Source organism: Paenarthrobacter sp. NPDC018779 (genome assembly GCF_044391085.1).
GTDB lineage: Bacteria > Actinomycetota > Actinomycetes > Actinomycetales > Micrococcaceae > Arthrobacter.
The window spans coordinates 26,644-42,641 of sequence record NZ_JBIRZS010000019.1; the positions used below are offsets into that span (position 1 = coordinate 26,644).

General features: G+C 65.8%; 14 protein-coding genes. 7 read left to right on the top strand and 7 right to left on the bottom strand.

Annotated elements, in window-relative coordinates; genetic code table 11:
* Positions 1–2: 2 nt before the first annotated feature.
* Positions 3–299, bottom strand: coding sequence for an Asp-tRNA(Asn)/Glu-tRNA(Gln) amidotransferase subunit GatC (gatC, locus tag ACH488_RS17120; RefSeq protein ID WP_397325772.1), 297 nt, complete (start codon positions 297–299; stop codon positions 3–5).
* Between the two features lie 204 nt (positions 300–503).
* On the opposite strand from gatC, the gene ACH488_RS17125 reads away from it, so the two are divergent.
* The gene (locus tag ACH488_RS17125; protein ID WP_397325773.1) at positions 504–2,012 is read left to right on the top strand and encodes an LCP family protein; all 1,509 of its coding nucleotides are present in this window, start codon (positions 504–506) and stop codon (positions 2,010–2,012) included.
* Positions 2,013–2,035: 23 nt separating this feature from the next.
* On the opposite strand, the gene ACH488_RS17130 is transcribed toward ACH488_RS17125, so the two are convergent.
* Positions 2,036–3,538 (bottom strand): CitMHS family transporter, encoded by a 1,503-nt coding sequence (locus ACH488_RS17130; protein ID WP_397325774.1) that lies wholly within the window; start codon positions 3,536–3,538, stop codon positions 2,036–2,038.
* 197 nt (positions 3,539–3,735) lie between these two features.
* Here ACH488_RS17130 and ACH488_RS17135 point away from each other — a divergent pair, with 197 nt between their 5' ends.
* Positions 3,736–5,448: an ATP-binding protein gene (locus ACH488_RS17135; protein ID WP_397325808.1), complete on the top strand. Its 1,713-nt coding sequence runs from the start codon at positions 3,736–3,738 to the stop codon at positions 5,446–5,448.
* Positions 5,441–6,100, top strand: a complete 660-nt coding sequence (locus ACH488_RS17140) for a response regulator (RefSeq protein ID WP_397325775.1) — start codon at positions 5,441–5,443, stop codon at positions 6,098–6,100. Before ACH488_RS17135 ends, ACH488_RS17140 begins: the two co-directional genes overlap by 8 nt.
* A 70-nt stretch (positions 6,101–6,170) precedes the next feature.
* Here the strand turns inward: ACH488_RS17140 and ACH488_RS17145 are convergent, their stop codons facing one another.
* Positions 6,171–6,551, bottom strand: a complete 381-nt coding sequence (locus ACH488_RS17145; RefSeq protein ID WP_397325776.1) for a RidA family protein — start codon at positions 6,549–6,551, stop codon at positions 6,171–6,173.
* 53 nt (positions 6,552–6,604) lie between these two features.
* Positions 6,605–7,117, bottom strand: a complete 513-nt coding sequence (locus ACH488_RS17150) for a GNAT family N-acetyltransferase (protein WP_397325777.1) — start codon at positions 7,115–7,117, stop codon at positions 6,605–6,607.
* Positions 7,118–7,506: 389 nt separating this feature from the next.
* On the opposite strand from ACH488_RS17150, the gene ACH488_RS17155 reads away from it, so the two are divergent.
* From ACH488_RS17155 to ACH488_RS17170, 4 genes are read left to right on the top strand one after another with little or no spacing between them, the layout of a single operon-like run.
* A complete protein-coding gene (locus tag ACH488_RS17155) occupies positions 7,507–8,628 on the top strand; it encodes an ABC transporter substrate-binding protein (RefSeq protein ID WP_397325778.1) in 1,122 nt (373 codons plus the stop codon).
* The gene (locus tag ACH488_RS17160) at positions 8,625–9,536 is read left to right on the top strand and encodes an ABC transporter permease (protein WP_397325779.1); all 912 of its coding nucleotides are present in this window, start codon (positions 8,625–8,627) and stop codon (positions 9,534–9,536) included. The genes ACH488_RS17155 and ACH488_RS17160 overlap by 4 nt, the downstream gene beginning before the upstream one ends.
* Positions 9,512–10,252 (top strand): ABC transporter ATP-binding protein, encoded by a 741-nt coding sequence (locus tag ACH488_RS17165; protein WP_397325780.1) that lies wholly within the window; start codon positions 9,512–9,514, stop codon positions 10,250–10,252. Before ACH488_RS17160 ends, ACH488_RS17165 begins: the two co-directional genes overlap by 25 nt.
* Positions 10,253–10,277: 25 nt before the next feature.
* Positions 10,278–11,645 carry an LLM class flavin-dependent oxidoreductase gene (locus tag ACH488_RS17170; RefSeq protein ID WP_397325781.1) on the top strand — a complete coding sequence of 456 codons (1,368 nt, stop codon included), beginning with the start codon at positions 10,278–10,280 and terminating at the stop codon, positions 11,643–11,645.
* On the opposite strand, the gene ACH488_RS17175 is transcribed toward ACH488_RS17170, so the two are convergent.
* Genes ACH488_RS17175 through ligA form a run of 3 tightly spaced genes read right to left on the bottom strand, consistent with a single transcriptional unit; the run spans position 11,642 to position 15,979 of the window.
* Positions 11,642–12,853 carry an AAA family ATPase gene (locus ACH488_RS17175; RefSeq protein ID WP_397325783.1) on the bottom strand — a complete coding sequence of 404 codons (1,212 nt, stop codon included), beginning with the start codon at positions 12,851–12,853 and terminating at the stop codon, positions 11,642–11,644. The two genes, ACH488_RS17170 and ACH488_RS17175, sit on opposite strands and share 4 nt — an antisense overlap.
* A 7-nt stretch (positions 12,854–12,860) precedes the next feature.
* Entirely contained in the window at positions 12,861–13,697 is an 837-nt protein-coding gene (locus ACH488_RS17180; protein ID WP_397325784.1) for an inositol monophosphatase family protein, read from the bottom strand.
* Positions 13,694–15,979: an NAD-dependent DNA ligase LigA gene (gene ligA, locus ACH488_RS17185; protein ID WP_397325785.1), complete on the bottom strand. Its 2,286-nt coding sequence runs from the start codon at positions 15,977–15,979 to the stop codon at positions 13,694–13,696. The genes ACH488_RS17180 and ligA overlap by 4 nt, the downstream gene beginning before the upstream one ends.
* Positions 15,980–15,998: the final 19 nt, after the last annotated feature.

Below are 15,998 nucleotides of genomic sequence, written 5' to 3' on the forward strand. Positions count from 1 at the left end.
TGTTAGTCCTCATCCAAAATTGCCGGAACCTTGAAACGGTCCTCGGCAGCGTCAGGGGCGCCGGACAATGCCTGCTCGGCCGTGAACGTGTGGCCCACAACGTCCTCGCGGAACACGTTGGTCAACGGAATCGGGTGGGACGTGGCCGGGACGTCGTCCCCGGCGGCTTCGCTGACGGACTTCACCGAATCCACAATGACGGCAAGCTCGCCGGCCATCCTGTCCAGCTCTTCGGCACTCATTTCAATGTGAGCCAGACGCGCAAGATGCGCGACGTCGTCACGGTTGATCGCAGCCATGGATCTCCCCTGCAAAGTTCAAATGGTTTTCCGGACCAGTCTACTTGGCCGGGCTGCCCTTCACCTGCCGTGCAGCCGTCAGCGGCCGTCAGCAGCGGTGCAGATGGTGGCGGGCCGGCCGGCGGGCAAGGACCGTGACTCGGGAAGTTCCCAGATTCGGTGCGTACCATAGACAGCTTCTTACCCCGAGGAAAGGCCCGCGACGTGCAAGGTCGCCACAATACCCCTGACCACAACCCCGCAGAACCCACGCTTTACCCCGGCCAAGGAAGCCTCGCCGAAGGCAGCCTGGGCTCCCCGACGCGCAAGCGCCGCCGCTGGCTGAGAGTGGGCATCCTGGTGGTTGCCGCAGTGCTGGTGGGCGTCCTGTGCTTCGGCGGTTACTGGCTCTGGCGCCTGCAATCGAACATCTCCACCGGTTCCTTGGGCGCGGGTGGCACACGTACTGAAGGGGCCGTTGACGACAGGAAGGACCGGCTCCAGATCCTGGTCCTGGGCAGCGATACCCGCAGCGGCAAGAACAGCCAGTACGGCACGGCGGACCAATCCTCCGGCTATGGGCAGTCGGACGTCCTGATGCTGGTGGACATTTCCGCGGACAACCAGAACGTCAACGTCATCAGCTTCCCGAGAGACCTGCTGGTGGACGTCCCGGAATGCACCGACCAGGAGACCAAGCAGCAGCACGCCGCACGGGAGGGCGTGATGATCAACAGCGCCATGGCCGAGGCAGGCATAGGTTGCGCCGTGGACACCGTGAGCAAACTGACAGGACTCGAAGTGGACCACTTCATGATGGCCGACTTCAATGCCGTCAAGGAACTCTCCACCACGGTTGGCGGCGTGGATGTTTGCGTCAACTCGGCCGTCAACGATCCCGATTCCGGGCTGAAGCTCCCGGAGGGAACCTCGCAGGTGCAGGGCGACCAGGCGCTGGCTTTCCTCCGGACCCGTCATGCTTTCGCCGACGGCGGCGACTTGGGCCGCATCCAGGCCCAGCAGGCGTTCCTCGGATCCCTGACCCGTAAGCTCAAATCCGAGGGAACCCTCAGCAACCCGCAAAAGGTGCTGGACATCGCAGACACCATGACCAAGAACCTCACAGTGGACACTGGTTTGGCTTCGGTGCCCTCCTTGCTGTCCATCGCGGACCGGCTCAAGAACATCGACCCTGCGAAGGTCAACTTCATCACCGTGCCTACGGTGCCGGCGCCCTCTGATCCCAACCGGCTTGCCTTGGACGAACCAGCGGCAGGAAACCTGTTCTCGGCCCTGCAGAACAGCGCGGACCTCAGCAAGGGTGCCCCGGCGCAGGCCGACCAGTCCACGGCGCCTGCCACGCCCTCCTATGACAAATCCCTCCAACCGGTCTCGGTGGCCAACGGCACCAGCGTGGCGGGCCGGAGCAACGCCATCGCGGATACACTCACGGCGGCCGGCTTCACCATGATCACCAAGCTCCAGGCCCAACCAGCGCCTACTACCGTGGTCTACTACCAGTCCGGTTTCGAGGATGTGGCAGCGGACGTCGCCGCGCTGTTCGGTTTGCCGGCAAGCAGCATCCAACCCGCCTCGGCCATCCAGGGCGTCCAGGTCTACGCGGGAGAGGACTTTGCCTCAGGCGACAAACCCACCCCTGCACCGGCCCAAGGGAACATTGGCGCACAAACAGCAAATGACCAGACCTGCCAGGCGACGAACCCGGCAGGCTGATCATTTGCGGTAACGGCGGAACGTTAGCCGATGCCGATGGCTCCCGTCAGGACACCGACCGCCAGCATCACCAGCGAGATGACGGCGGTGCGCCATAGGACCTTCTTGTGGTGGTCGCCCAGGTCCACTTTGGCCAGGGAGACCAGCAGCAGGATGGCCGGGACCAACGGGCTCTGCAGGTGGAACGGCTGGCCGGTGATGGAAGCACGGGCCATGTCCGCGGCGCCAACACCGTAGTGTGCGGCAGTCTCGCTAAGGACGGGAAGGACACCGAAGTAGAAGGCATCGTTGCTCATGAAGAACGTCATGGGGATGCTGAGCACGCCGGTGATGACTGCCATGAACGGCCCCATGTCGGCTGGGATGATCTGGACGAGCCACTCGGACATTGCCTTGACCATACCCGTGCCGTTGAGGACACCCGTGAGGACTGCGGCTGCCATGACCATGCTGACCACTGCCACGATGGACGGTGCGTGGGCGATCAACTGGGCGCCCTGGTCCTTGACCTTGGGGAAGTTGACCAGGAGCGCGACCGCCGAGCCGACCATGAAGACGAACGGCAGCGGGATGATGTTGGCCACCAGCGTCACCATCACGGCGACGGTCAGGGCCAGGTTGAACCAGAAGAGCTTGGGGCGCAGCGTGGCACGGTTGGGGTCCAGTGCGGTGTCCGCCATGGCGGTGTCGTGCTCGTCAACCAGTTCTTCGGTGCGTTCCAGGACCACGACGCCGGCACCTCCGCCGGTGCCCGGCTTGCCTGCCGTCGGGGTTGAGCCGGTGCGGCCAAAACCGAAGCGGCCCTTAGCCGAACCCGGGCCCGTACCGCCGGCGACACTGCCGCCGCGGCCGTTGCCGCCGTCGAACGCTTCTGATGGGTCTGCGACCTCGCCCCAGATTTCGGGTGCGGTGGCGCGGAGGCGGTTGCGTTCCTGCAGGCCGAGCAGCCAGGAGAAGACCAGCACGACGATCAGGCCAACGACCAGGGACGGGACCATCGGAACGAAGACGTCGTTGACGTCCAGGTGCAGCGCGGTGGCGGCGCGGGCTGTGGGTCCGCCCCAAGGCAGGATGTTCATGGTGCCGTTGGCCAGGCCGGCCACACAGGTGAGGACCACGGGGCTCATCTTGAGGCGCAGGTAGACGGGAAGCATGGCGGCCGTGGTGAGGATGAAGGTGGTGGAGCCGTCGCCGTCCAGGGAGACTGCGGCTGCGAGGATCGCCGTGCCCAGGACCACCTTGGCGGGGTCGTTGCCGAGCTTGCGCAGGATGAACTTCACCAGGGGGTCGAAGAGTCCCACGTCGATCATGAGGCCGAAGTAGATGATCGCGAACATGAGGAGCGCGGCCGTGGAGGTCATGGATTTCATGGAGTCCATGACCATGGGCCCAATGCCGAGTCCGGCACCGGCGAAGAGGCCAAAGATGGTGGGGACGATGATCAGCGCCAGGACTGGCGTCAGTTTTTTGGTCATGATCAGGACCATGAATACCGCAATCATTGCGAATCCAAGCAAAACCAGCACGGCCGGCTCCTTACTACTGTGATGGCAACACTTCGGTGTGATGCGCACTACAAACCGTAGGGTGGCCTCCGTCACGCAGTGAGGTTTGTGGGTATTGATGGGAATACTGCTCGTTGCGAACGTTTTGCGCATTGTGCTCAGTGATTCAATGGAACAGGAGGAAAGGAGTGAAGGTGCCCCGCAACAGCCGGATCAGTATGCGCTTCTCCACCCAGACACTCCTCCTCCAGCTTGGCGTCGTACTCCTGGTGGTTCTCCTCAGCGGAGCTGTCCACGCCTGGCTGGTCTACGACCGCATCGGCACGGAAGCCGAGAACCAGGCGCTGACCCTGGCCCGGACCGTGGCAGCTGACCCCGATGTCAGATCCGACGTCCAGGAAATCAGCAAGGAAGAGGGCACCCCTCCCGCGGCAATACTCGCTGCCGGCCCCTTGCAGGAGGCCGCCGAAGCCGCCCGGATCCGGACCGGCGCACTGTTCGTGGTGATCACCGACGAAACCGGATTGCGGCTGGCCCACCCCGAGACAGACCGGCTGGGTGAACGGGTGAGCACGGACCCGTCAGTGGCCTTGGGTGGCCAGGAAATCACCACCCGCAACACGGGAACACTCGGCCCGTCTGCCGGCGCGAAAGTACCGATCTACGCGCCGGGCACTCCCGATGGTGCCGGTACGTCCACGGGTGCGATCGTTGGCGAGGTCAGCGTGGGCTACTCCATGGAGTCCCTCAGCAAGAGCCTGGCCCGGGACATCGTGCCCATTGCCCTGACGGCGGGCGGTGCCCTGCTGGCCGGCGTCCTGGCCTCGTTCCTGCTCCGCCACCGGTTGCAGCGGCTCACCCTCGGACTGGAGCCGGAAGAAATCAGCACCTTGGTCCACGACCAAGTGGCAGTCCTGCAAGGCGTGGACGACGGCGTGATCGGCATTGCCGCCGACGGCCGGATTTCGGTGTTCAACGCGGCAGCTTCCCGGCTCCTGGACGTTCCCGATGCCACAGGCCAGGACTGGGCCACCGCCCCGGTGCCGGAGCAACTCAAAAAGCTCACCCGTCCGGCAGCCCAGGACGCGGAGGCCGTGGAAGTGGTGGCCGGCGGGCGCGTGCTGGTGGCCAGCGCGCGCAAGGCCTGGCACCGCAAGGAGGACCTGGGCTGGGTGGTCATGCTGAGGGACCGCACCGAGCTCCAGCAATTGACCCGCCAACTCGATGCCGTGGGCACCATGTCCACCGCCCTGCGCGCCCAGCGCCACGAGTTCGCCAACCAACTGCACACGATTGCCGGCTTCATGAGCATCGGACAGCACGACCACGCCAAGGAATACCTGGCACGGATCTCGGCCACGGGTCCACTGAAGTTCCCCGTGGAGCAGGGCGAACTGCTCCAGGACACCTATCTGCAGGCGTTCGTGGGCGCCAAGAGCGTGGAGGCGTCCGAGCGCGGCGTGGCGTTGCGCATCGGCCCCGAAACCCTGGTCCGCGGCCACGTGGCCGACCCCCAGGACGTCACCACGGTCCTGGGCAACCTGATCGACAACGCCGTGAACGCCGCCGTCGCCGGCTCGGCGACGGAACGCTGGGTGGAGGTTGAACTCCTGGACGAACCCGCGCGCGACGGCGGCACCCTCCACATCCTGGTGGGAGACTCGGGCGACGGTTTGGGCGGCATCGAACCGGAGGACGTGTTCGCGGAAGGATTTACGACGGCGGGCCATCCGGTGCGTCCGGGCGCCGGCCAGGGCTTGGGCCTTGCTTTGGTCCGCCAACTTGCCCGGCGCCGGGGTGGTGACGTCCGGGTGCTCGAATCCGGCAGCACGGGTGGTCCAGGGGCTGTGTTCATGGCAAGTGTCCCCGGAGTCATGGACCCTGCGGAGACGGACACCAACCCAACATTGAGGAAGGACAGCAGTGGCTGAGGACTTGAGGGTGCTGATCGTGGATGACGACTTCCACGTGGCCAGGCTGCACGCGGCCTACGTCGATTCCGTGGCGGGTTTCATGGCCCTGGCCCCCGCAGGCTCCGTGTCCCAGGCGCTGCAGGCCATCCACAGCCTCCGGCCGGACCTGGTGCTCTTGGACGTTTACCTGCCCGACGGCTCAGGACTGGATCTCCTGGGCCAGCTCGACGTTGACGCGGTGATGCTGACCGCGGCCTCGGATGCCCAATCCATCAGGGTGGCCATGCGCCGCGGGGCATTGGGCTACCTGCTGAAGCCCTTCACCGCCGAGTCCTTGTCCCAGCAGCTCCGGTCCTATGCCCGGTACCGCCGCATCCTCGGCCAACAACCCAGCGTGGACCAAGGCAGCATCGAAAGGGCCAAACGGGCCCTCATCCCGGGCGACGTGACGCCGTCGGCGAAGCCGCGTTCGGCAACCGAAGCGGCCGTGCTGGAGTCGCTGGTGGCGGGCGAACAATATTCGGCCGCGGAAGTCGCGGACCGGGTGGGCGTCTCCCGGGCCACAGCGCAAAGGTACCTGTCCTCGCTCGCGGACGATGGCGCCGTCGAAATCCAACTGCGCTACGGAACCACGGGCCGCCCGGAACACCGCTACGGCATCCCGGGCTGACCCAAGTGGGGGACAGCAAACGTTCCACTCAGCGTTCAGTGAGGCAGTTACTGTCCCCCAGTTGGGTGCGCTAAGCGGACTTTTGCGCCACGAGCTCGATTTCCACGAGCATCTGCGGGTCCAGGAACGGCAGCACGTGCACCAGGGAGAGCGTGGGACGGATCTCGCCGAAGACCTCGCCATGCGCGCGGCCGGCGTCTTCCCACTTGCTGATGTCCGTCAGGTACAACTTGGACTGCACCACGTCCCCGTAGGAAAAGCCGGCTTCTCCCAGGACAGCGCCGAGCTTTTCCAGGATGTACTTGGTCTGCGAGTAGAAGTCATCGCCGACGATGCCGTCCGGGCCTGAGGCCGCCGTGGCGGAAATGAAGAGGGTGTTGTCCACTTGGACTGCACGGGAGTAGCCGAGGGTCTGTTCCCAGACCGAGCCCGAGCCGAATGTCTTGCGCATGCTGCGCCTTTCCTGTCGCTTCCCGGCCTGTTGCCGGGATTCCGAGGAAAACTTTAGGGCTGCTGTAGCCCAAGCCTGTAAACGAACAGCTTTATGTCGGTCCCCGGAACGAACCAGTCCCGCTCGGGGGCGCGGTCGAAGCCGGTCCGTTGGTACAGCGCGTTGGCGCTTTCCCACGTGGCACCGGTAGTCAGGCACACGGCGTCGATGCCTTCGGTCGCCTGCGCCTGCTCGACGACGGCCTGCACCAAGGCGCGCCCGGCACCTGAACGCTGGACTGCCGGGTCCACCACGAGGGTCCGCAGTTCCAGCTCGCCTTCCAGTCCGATGTCCGAAAAACCGCCACCGGCGGGGGCGGCCGTGACCGAGCCAATGATCTGGCCGTCGCGCTCAGCCACCAGGATGTCGGCGTGTTTCGCCCGGCCCGCTACGTTCTGCAGTTCCAGCAGGTAGGGATGGTCGGCGCTGCCGTAGTAGCCCGCAGTGACGTAGGAGTCCAGCGTGATGCGGGCAACGGCGTCGTAGTCTTCGGGCAGGGCGGGGCGGACGGTAATCGGCGAAAGCACCTGTCAATGATAGTGGTAACCAGGAGTTGCACTGCGCGAAACGGCGGTTTCCGTGACCGAACTATCAGTCTTATCCGGCGTTTTGTGTTGCTCCGCGTGGCCCAGGATTGAGTTGCGTTTCCTGGCGTGAAGCCGGATTTCCTGCCATTGCGGGCTGTTTCACAAAGCTGGCGCGGGGCATTCAGCCCGTGTTTGAGTTGCCACACGGATCAACCGCACCATCACCGGAACACGAACAGGAGGAACCATGCTCCAGGCCAACGCAGCCACCCTTGCCATGCCGGCGCATTCCTGCTGTCCCCCTTGCCTTCAGCACTAAGCGACCAGCACACCCTGCCTCCTGCGGCCCTTCCCCGGCCCGGCAGACCTCCGCACCTGAAAGGCTTTCCATGTTTTCCGCGTTCCCCCGCGCCCAAAAACCGTTCACCACGCCACCCAAGAACACCCCCAACCGACGCCAGATCCTTGGTGGCTTCCTTGCCCTCCCCGCTATCGCCTTCGTCACGGCCTGCAACGCCACGGCTACCGCAGGCACCCAAGCCACGCAGGCAGCCCAGGTCACCACGCCGCTGGCCACTACCGTTCCGGCAGGGACAACCCTGGTGGTTGGCGATCCCACGGTACAGGTGGCCCTGGAATTGTCCGGCCTGGACAAGAAGCTCAGCTTTCCCGTGAAGTTCGCCAACATCTCCGGCGGACCCGCCACCACCGAAGCCTTCCGCGCCAACGCGCTGGACGTCGGCTCGGTAGCGGACATCCCGCCCATCCATGCCACATGGACCGGCCTGGACGTCCGCATCATCGCCAGCGTATTCCGCGAGGACGCCGTCAACCATCCGCTCTACGAACTGGGCATCGCGCCCGGCGCCGGAATCACGGACCTGCAAGGGCTCCGCGGAAAGAAGATCGCCTACAGCCCAGGGCAGGCCCAGGGCGCCTTGGTGCTCCGGGTGCTGGAGAAAGCCGGGTTGCAGCAAAGCGACGTGAAGTTGGTGGAACTGCCCAGCACTGGTGACGCCTACTCCACGGCCCTCTCCAGCAAGCAGGTGGACGCCGCACCGCTGGGTGGTGTGCAGATCAAGCGCTACCTGGCCAAGTATGGCGCCGACGGCGGTACGACCCTCCGGCACGGACTCCGCGATGATCCAGGCCATCTCTACTCCCCCGCCAAGGTCCTCGACGACCCCGCCAAGGCCGCCGCCCTCGCCGAATACGTCGGGCTGTGGGGCCAGGCCCAGCGCTGGATCCAGGACCACCCCCAGGAATGGCTGGAGGGGTACTACGTGGAGAACCAGGGCCTCTCCGCGGAAGACGGCCAGTACCTGATCGACTCGGCCGGAGTGCGCGAACTGCCCACATCCTGGTCCGAGGCCATCGCCCGCCACCAGCAGACCATCGACCTGCTGGCCCGCGAACAGAAGAAGCCCAAGCTGGACGCCGCCAAACTCTACGACCTTCGTTTCGAGGCCATCGGCGGTAACGCGTACGCAGCCAAGGGAGGAACAGCATGACCACCACGGCCGCAGCCCGCCGTTCGTCCTTCCGCGCCACCGCAACGCCCGACGGCGGCACCCGGCCAGGCTCCGCCGTCGCGCCCCATCTGGACCCGGCGCTTGCCGGCCGGCCCGACGTCAGGCCAGGCACCCGGCGGCTTGGCCCCGGTCCGCGGCGCCGCTTCGCCGGACTCGTGGGACCCGCGGCGTTGGTCCTGCTCTGGGTGCTCGCCTCCGCGACAGGACTCCTGGATCCACGCATCCTCTCCGAACCGTGGACCGTCGTCAGCACCGCAGGCGAACTCATTGCCGATGGCCGCCTCCAGGAACACCTCGCCATCTCGGCACAGCGGGCCGGGCTCGGCCTGTTCTTCGGAATCATCGTGGGCGCAGTGCTGGCGTTATTGGCCGGACTCAGCCGGGTAGGTGAATCACTGATCGACGGTCCCGTGCAGATCAAGCGAGCCATTCCCGGCCTGGCGCTTATTCCGCTGCTGATCCTCTGGTTCGGCATCGACGAAACCATGAAGTTCCTCACCATCACCCTGGGCGTGTTCGTCCCGATCTACCTGCAGACCCACGCCGGACTGCGCGGCATCGATCTGCGGTACGTCGAACTGGCCCAAACAGTGGGACTCAGCCGGGCAGGGTTCCTGCGCAGGGTGGTCCTGCCTGGGGCGCTTCCCGGTTTCTTCCTGGGCCTGCGCTTCGCCGTGACGGGCGCCTGGGTATCCCTGGTGGTGGTGGAACAGATCAACTCCACCAGCGGCATCGGCTACATGATGGAGCTCGCCCGCACCTACGGCCAAACCAACATCATCGTCCTGGGACTGGCCGTCTACGGCATCCTCGGACTCCTCTCAGATGCAGCCGTCCGGCTCCTAGAACGAAAGGCCCTGTCATGGCAGCGAACACTGGCGGGCTAAGCCTCACCGCCCCTCCCACCCGGGAGGTTTCCGTCCGCAACCTCATCCGCAGCTTCGGACCGAAGGGCGTCCTCAACGGCGTAGACCTGGACATTGCTCCCGGCGAGTTCGTGGCCCTCCTGGGACCCAGCGGCTGCGGCAAGAGCACCCTCTTGCGTGCCCTCGCCGGGCTGGACCGGGACGTCCGCGGAAGCGGCGTGGTCCAGGTTCCCGAACAAGTGTCCGTGGTGTTCCAGGATTCGCGGCTGCTGCCGTGGGACACCGTGCTTGGCAACGTCACCTTGGGCTTGAAGGATCACGACGCCGATGCCCGCGGCCGCCGCGCACTCGCCGAAGTGGGGCTTGCCGGACGGGAGAAGGCGTGGCCCCATGAGTTGTCCGGAGGCGAACAGCAGCGCGTCGCCTTGGCACGGTCGCTGGTCCGGGAACCCCGGCTGCTGCTGGCCGATGAACCCTTCGGGGCCTTGGACGCGCTCACCCGTTTGAAGATGCATGCCCTGTTGAAGGACCTGGTTGCCGCGCATCGTCCTGCCGTGCTGCTGGTCACCCATGATGTGGACGAAGCGATCACGCTCGCCGACCGGGTCATCGTGCTCCAGGACGGCCGTGTGGCCCTGGAACGTGTCACCGGTTCCCGCGAGGCCGGAACCGCCGTCGAACATTCCGCCCTCCGAACCGAACTGCTGGGCGCCCTGGGCGTCACAGCCGCTGCCTGAATCCCAACCCGCAAAGGAATCAACCATGACTACTCCGCCACGCCACCTCCACCTCAACGCCTTCCTCATGAGCACCGGCCACCACGAAGCATCCTGGCGGCTTCCCGAAAGCGATCCCCTCTCCTCCACCAGGATCGAGCACTACCAGCACCTGGCCCGGACCGCCGAACGGGGCAAGCTGGACTCCATCTTCTTCGCCGATTCCCCCGTGCTGTTCGGCGAAGTGGGCAGGCGTCCAGTCGGCAAGCTGGAACCCACTGTCCTGCTCACGGCCATCGCAGCTGCAACGCAGAAGATCGGCCTGATCGCCACCGCTTCCACCACCTACAACGAGCCCTTTAACCTCGCCCGCCGTTTCGCATCCGTGGACTGGGTCAGCGGCGGCCGTGCGGGGTGGAACGTCGTGACGACGGCCGGTCCGGATGCCGCCCGGAACTTCGGCGTGGACGACCAGCCCGCCCACGCTGTCCGCTACGAGCGGGCCGCGGAATTCCTTGAGGTTGCGCAGAAGCTCTGGGACAGCTGGGAGGACGACGCCGTGCTGGCCGACAAGGCGGAGGGCGTGTGGGGAGATTCCACCAAGATCCGCGCCATTGAGCACGTGGGCAAGCACTTCCGGGTCCGCGGTCCCTTGAACGTTCCGCGGTCCCCGCAGGGCCACCCGCTGATAGTCCAGGCCGGGTCCTCCAACGACGGCAAGAAGCTCGCTGCGCAGTACGCCGAAGCCGTGTTCACCGCCCACCAAACCTTGGCCGACGCGCAAGCTTTCTATGCCGACCTCAAGGCACGCACCGCGGCCGTGGGAAGGGATCCCGAAGGCATCAAGATCCTGCCGGGCATCGTTCCCGTGATCGGATCCACCGAAGCCGAAGCCCTCAAGCTGGAACGCGAACTGGATGAGCTGATCAAGCCCGAGTACGCCCGGGAACAACTGGCCAAGACCCTGCGACTCTCACCCGAGGATCTTCCCTTGGACCGCCAACTGCCGGCCGATCTCCCGTCCGAGGACGAGATTGAGGGTGCCAAGAGCCGCTACACGCTGATCGTGGAACTCGCACGGCGCGAGCAACTGACAGTCCGCCAGCTCATCGGGCGCCTTGGCGGAGGCCGTGGGCACCGTACGTTCTCCGGCACGCCTGAACAGGTTGCGGACGCCATCCAGGACTGGTTCGACGCCGGTGCCGCCGACGGCTTCAACATCATGCCGCCGGTACTGCCCTCCGGGCTGGAAGTCTTCGTGGACCAGGTGGTGCCCATCCTCCAGCAGCGTGGGTTGTTCCGGACCGAGTACACGGCGTCCACGCTGCGCGGCCACTATGGTCTGGCCCGGCCGGAGAACCGTTTCGCGAACGCCGAGGCACGCGAACTGACCTCCATCGGCTCTGCCTTCTAGCGCTTGGGCCAGCTCCACAGCGGACCCTCCAGCGAGCCCAGTCCCTTGATCCTGGTCTCGCCAAGATCCTTGTAGAGCTCGTGTTCGTGGGCTTCGCCGCTGTCCCGCAGCGCCCTCAGCAGGGCCTCGGAGTGGGTCACCACTATCACCTGGCTGCTGGCACTGGCCTGGACGATCAGTCCTGCCAGTGCCGGCATCAGGTCCACGTGGAGGCTGGTCTCGGGTTCGTTGAGCACCATGAGCTCCGGCGGGCGGGGTGTCAGGAGGGCCGCGGTCAGCAGCAGGAAACGAAGAGTCCCGTCCGAGAGTTCCGCCGCCTTCATGGGCCTGAGCATCCCGGGCTGTTTCAGCTCAATACTGAACCGGCCTTCCTCGCTCACCGCGACGCTGAGCCGGCTCCCCGGGAAGGCATGATCGACGGCGGCATCCAACTGCCGCTCGAAGCCCACCTCCCGGAGGGTCTGCAGGGCCGCCGCCAGGTCTTTGCCGCTGTGGTGCAGTACCGGTGTACGGGTCCCCAACTGTGCCTGCCTGGCCGGCGCGTCCGCATCGGTCCGGAAATGGTCGTAGAAACGCCAAGAGCGCACCGAATCCCGGACCCGGAGGACTTCGGGAGCCCTGTCCAGGTCCGAGACCTCGGTCAGCATGCTCTGGAACGTATCCAGTCGACGGGAAAGCTCGGCCCAGTCTCCGTCCGGTCCCCGGAGCCGGGCCAAGCCTCCCTTGCGGTCCACCAGCAACGAGCCGGGCCGCGCCACCGGCCCCGAGAAGATCTGCTCCCGCTTGATTTCGGGATCGCGGCTGAACGCCGTGGGACGTGGCCTGCCGGTTTCCTCATCAAAGCCCGCTCCGCCCGGCACCGGGATGCCGAGATCCACCAGGTACCCGAAGTCATCCCCCGAATAGCCCAGCTTCAGGTTGATGACGTCCGTCCGGACGGTGCCCTGGACCGGCACCTCTCCACGCCGCATGGCCTCGCTGATGGTCTCGGGTCCCGCCCACAGCGTGGACGCCAGTCCACCGTCACGGGCCAAGGAACCCACCACGTTGCCCGAGTCCCCGCCGGCACACTCCGCCAACAAGCGCAGCGCCCGGTACAGGGACGACTTTCCGCTGCCGTTGGCCCCGGTCACCACATCCAGCCCATGAAGCTCCATGGTCAGGTCACGGATGGAACGGTAGTTGGCGATGGCCAGGGTACGGATCATGGGGACATCACAGCGGGAACGTGCCGGACAACTCCAACGTGCCGGCACACATCCACGCCGCCAACCGATCCTCGGTGCTTGGGCCGCCGTCGAGCGGGCTGGCGAGCTTCGGCCTGCGAACCCAGCAGCCCGCTTCCTCCGCAATCAAAGCGCCCGCGGCGAAGTCGTGCTCGTTCAAGCCACGCTCGCCGAACGCGTCAACGGTGCCGTCCGCCACGAAACAGAGGTCAAGTGCTGCGGAGCCGAGCCTTCGAATGTCCGCGAAGCTGTCAATGAGCCCCACCAGCCCTTCTGCCTGGCTGGCGCGCGTGGCGGGATCGTAACTGAATCCCGTGGCCAGGATCAGCCCCTTCCGCCCCGGTACGGGACCGGCCAGCCGCGTGGACTCCCCCGCTGCTTCCAGCCAGGCACCGTGACCCCTGGCCGCCGAATAGACGCGTCCCAAGGCCGGTGCGTGCACCACGCCGGCCAGCCACACGCCGTCGGCATCCGCGACCGCCACCGACGTGGCGTAGTAGGCGATGTTGCGGATGAAGTTGGTGGTGCCGTCCAGCGGGTCGATCGACCAGCGGTATCCGGAGGCATCCTCCGGCCGGGTGGTGCCGTGTTCCTCGCCGGTCACGGTGTCGTTCGGGCGGGCCTCATTGATGGCCTTGCGCACGGCGTTCTCCGCGGCAACGTCGAACTCGGTGACCCAGTCCCCGGCCTCGCCCTTGTTGGACATGCCCAGGCCATCGCCGCCGCTGCCCGAGACAGAGCGCCGGGCCAACACGGCCGCACCGGCGGCGGCAGCCTTCTTGGCCGCTTCCAACAGGTCCAGGACGTCGACGTGCTGCCCGGTCATTCGGCATCCCCTTCAACCGGCACCGAGGCTTCTCCTTCGCCTTCCTGGGTGTCTGGAACGGCGGGCCCGTTGGCCAGCAGCTCACGGAAGCCGTCCTCATCCAGCACCGGGATGCCCAGCTGTTCGGCCTTGTCCAGCTTGGTTCCGGCGGCCTCACCGGCCACCAGGTAACTGGTGTTCTTGGACACCGATCCGGCAGCCTTGCCACCGCGGATGATGATGGCTTCCTTGGCCTCGTCGCGGCTGAAGTTGGGCAGGGATCCCGTGACCACAATGGTGAGCCCTTCCAGGGTGCGCGGGGTTGCGGTGTCCCGCTCGTCCTCCATGCGCACCCCCGCGGCGGCCCAGCTCTCCACGATCTCGTTGTGCCAATCCACGGCGAACCACTCTGTGAGGGCGGCCGCGATGGTGGGCCCTACGCCGTCAACGTGGGCGAGCTGTTCTTCGGTGGCATTTCTGATGGCGTCCATGCTGCCGAAGTTCGTTGCCAGGGCACGCGACGCCGTGGGGCCAACGTGCCGGATGGACAGTGCCACCAGCACGCGCCACAGCGGCTGCTTCTTTGCCTTCTCCAGTTCGGCGAAGAGCTTCTCCGTGGTGGCGGTCGGCTTGGAAGGAGTCTTGGCCGTTGCCTTGGTGTAGAAGTACGGCACCAACTCATACTGGCCGGTGGCCACGCCCTTGGACTTCTTTTCGCGGCGGATCAGTACGTTGGCCAGGTCTTCCCGGGTCAGGCTGAACAGCGCGGCTTCGCTGGTGAGCGGAGGGATTTCCGGCTCGGCGGGCTGGGTCAGGGCGATCGCGGCTTCCCAACCCAGGGCCTCGATATCGAAGGCTCCGCGGCTGGCTACGTGGAACACGCGCTCACGTAACTGGGACGGGCAGGACTTTCCGTTGGGGCACCGGATGTCCACGTCGCCTTCCTTGGACGGCGCCAGGGGCGTGCCGCAGGACGGGCACTCCGTGGGCATGACGAATTCGCGGACGGGAGGTTCCTGCTTGTCGCGCAAGGCGAGGACGGGACCGACGATCTCCGGGATCACGTCTCCAGCCTTGCGGAGGATCACGATGTCCCCGATCATGACGCCCTTGGCCTTCACCACGTCCTGGTTGTGCAACGTGGCCATGCCCACCGTGGAGCCTGCAACCTTGACCGGTTCCATGAGACCGAACGGCGTCACGCGGCCCGTCCGGCCAACGTTCACCATGATGTCCAGGAGTTTGGTGTGGACTTCTTCCGGAGGGTACTTGTAGGCCGCTGCCCAACGGGGCACGCGGGATGTGTAACCGAGGGCCCGCTGCGTGGCGAAGTCGTCGATTTTGACCACGATGCCATCGATCTCGTGGAGGAGGCTATGGCGCTTCTCGCCATAGTTCGCGATGAACTCCAAAACGCCTTCATAGGTGTCCAGGACCTTCGAATAGGGGCTGACGGGCAGCCCCCATTCGCCCAGCAGCCTGTACGTCTCCGACTGGCTGGTGGCTTCCAGCCCTTCCCGGGCACCGATGCCGTGGACGAACATGCTGAGTGGGCGCTTGGCCGTTTCGGCCGGATCCTTTTGCCGGAGGGAACCGGCCGCGGCGTTACGGGGGTTGGCCAGAGGGGCCTTGCCGGCTGCGACCAAAGCCTCGTTGAACTCGACGAAGGCCTTCGAGGGGATGAACACCTCACCGCGGATCTCCACCTCGGACGGATAGCCCGAACCGCTCAGCTGCCGTGGGATCTCCTTGATGGTGAGCACGTTGTGGGTGATGTCCTCACCCGTGGTTCCGTCGCCGCGGGTGGCAGCGCGGACCAGCTTGCCGTCGCGGTAGAGGAGATTGACGGCGAGACCGTCGATCTTCAGCTCGGTCAGCCACGCAATGGGCGGAACCCGGTCTCCCAACTTGGCCACCGTCGCTTCGGCCTTGCGGACCCAGGCCTCCAACTCGTCGAGGGAGAAAACATCGTCAAGGCTGTACATGCGCTGCAAGTGCTCCACCGCGGCGAAGGCGGCGGATACTTCGCCGCCGACCTCCTGGGTGGGTGAATCGTTGGAAACCAACTCCGGGTGGAGCGCTTCCATTTCCTCCAGGCGCCGGTACAGGACGTCGTACTCAGCGTCGGAAACCGTCGGTGCGTCTTCCTGGTAATAGGCGTACCGATACTTCCGGACCAGGTCCGCCAATTCCTGGTATTCGTCCCGGAGGTTCTCCGACGGCGGCGCCACCTCCTCAGCGACGATGGCCGCGGCGGCCCTGGAGGTGGTTTCGACCCGATCTGGATTCTCTGGAGTGCTCACAGGGTCTATCTTGCCAAAA

Bases quoted from the DNA above. Each gene is read 5' to 3' on its own strand.
- ACH488_RS17135 (WP_397325808.1), top strand. From the start codon at position 3,736: ATGCGCTTCTCCACCCAGACACTCCTCCTCCAGCTTGGCGTCGTACTC.
- ACH488_RS17170 (WP_397325781.1), top strand. From the start codon at position 10,278: ATGACTACTCCGCCACGCCACCTCCACCTCAACGCCTTCCTCATGAGC.
- ACH488_RS17165 (WP_397325780.1), top strand. From the start codon at position 9,512: ATGGCAGCGAACACTGGCGGGCTAAGCCTCACCGCCCCTCCCACCCGG.
- ACH488_RS17160 (WP_397325779.1), top strand. From the start codon at position 8,625: ATGACCACCACGGCCGCAGCCCGCCGTTCGTCCTTCCGCGCCACCGCA.
- ACH488_RS17155 (WP_397325778.1), top strand. From the start codon at position 7,507: ATGTTTTCCGCGTTCCCCCGCGCCCAAAAACCGTTCACCACGCCACCC.
- ACH488_RS17180 (WP_397325784.1), bottom strand. From the start codon at position 13,697: ATGACCGGGCAGCACGTCGACGTCCTGGACCTGTTGGAAGCGGCCAAG.
- ACH488_RS17145 (WP_397325776.1), bottom strand. From the start codon at position 6,551: ATGCGCAAGACATTCGGCTCGGGCTCGGTCTGGGAACAGACCCTCGGC.
- ACH488_RS17175 (WP_397325783.1), bottom strand. From the start codon at position 12,853: ATGATCCGTACCCTGGCCATCGCCAACTACCGTTCCATCCGTGACCTG.
- gatC (WP_397325772.1), bottom strand. From the start codon at position 299: ATGGCTGCGATCAACCGTGACGACGTCGCGCATCTTGCGCGTCTGGCT.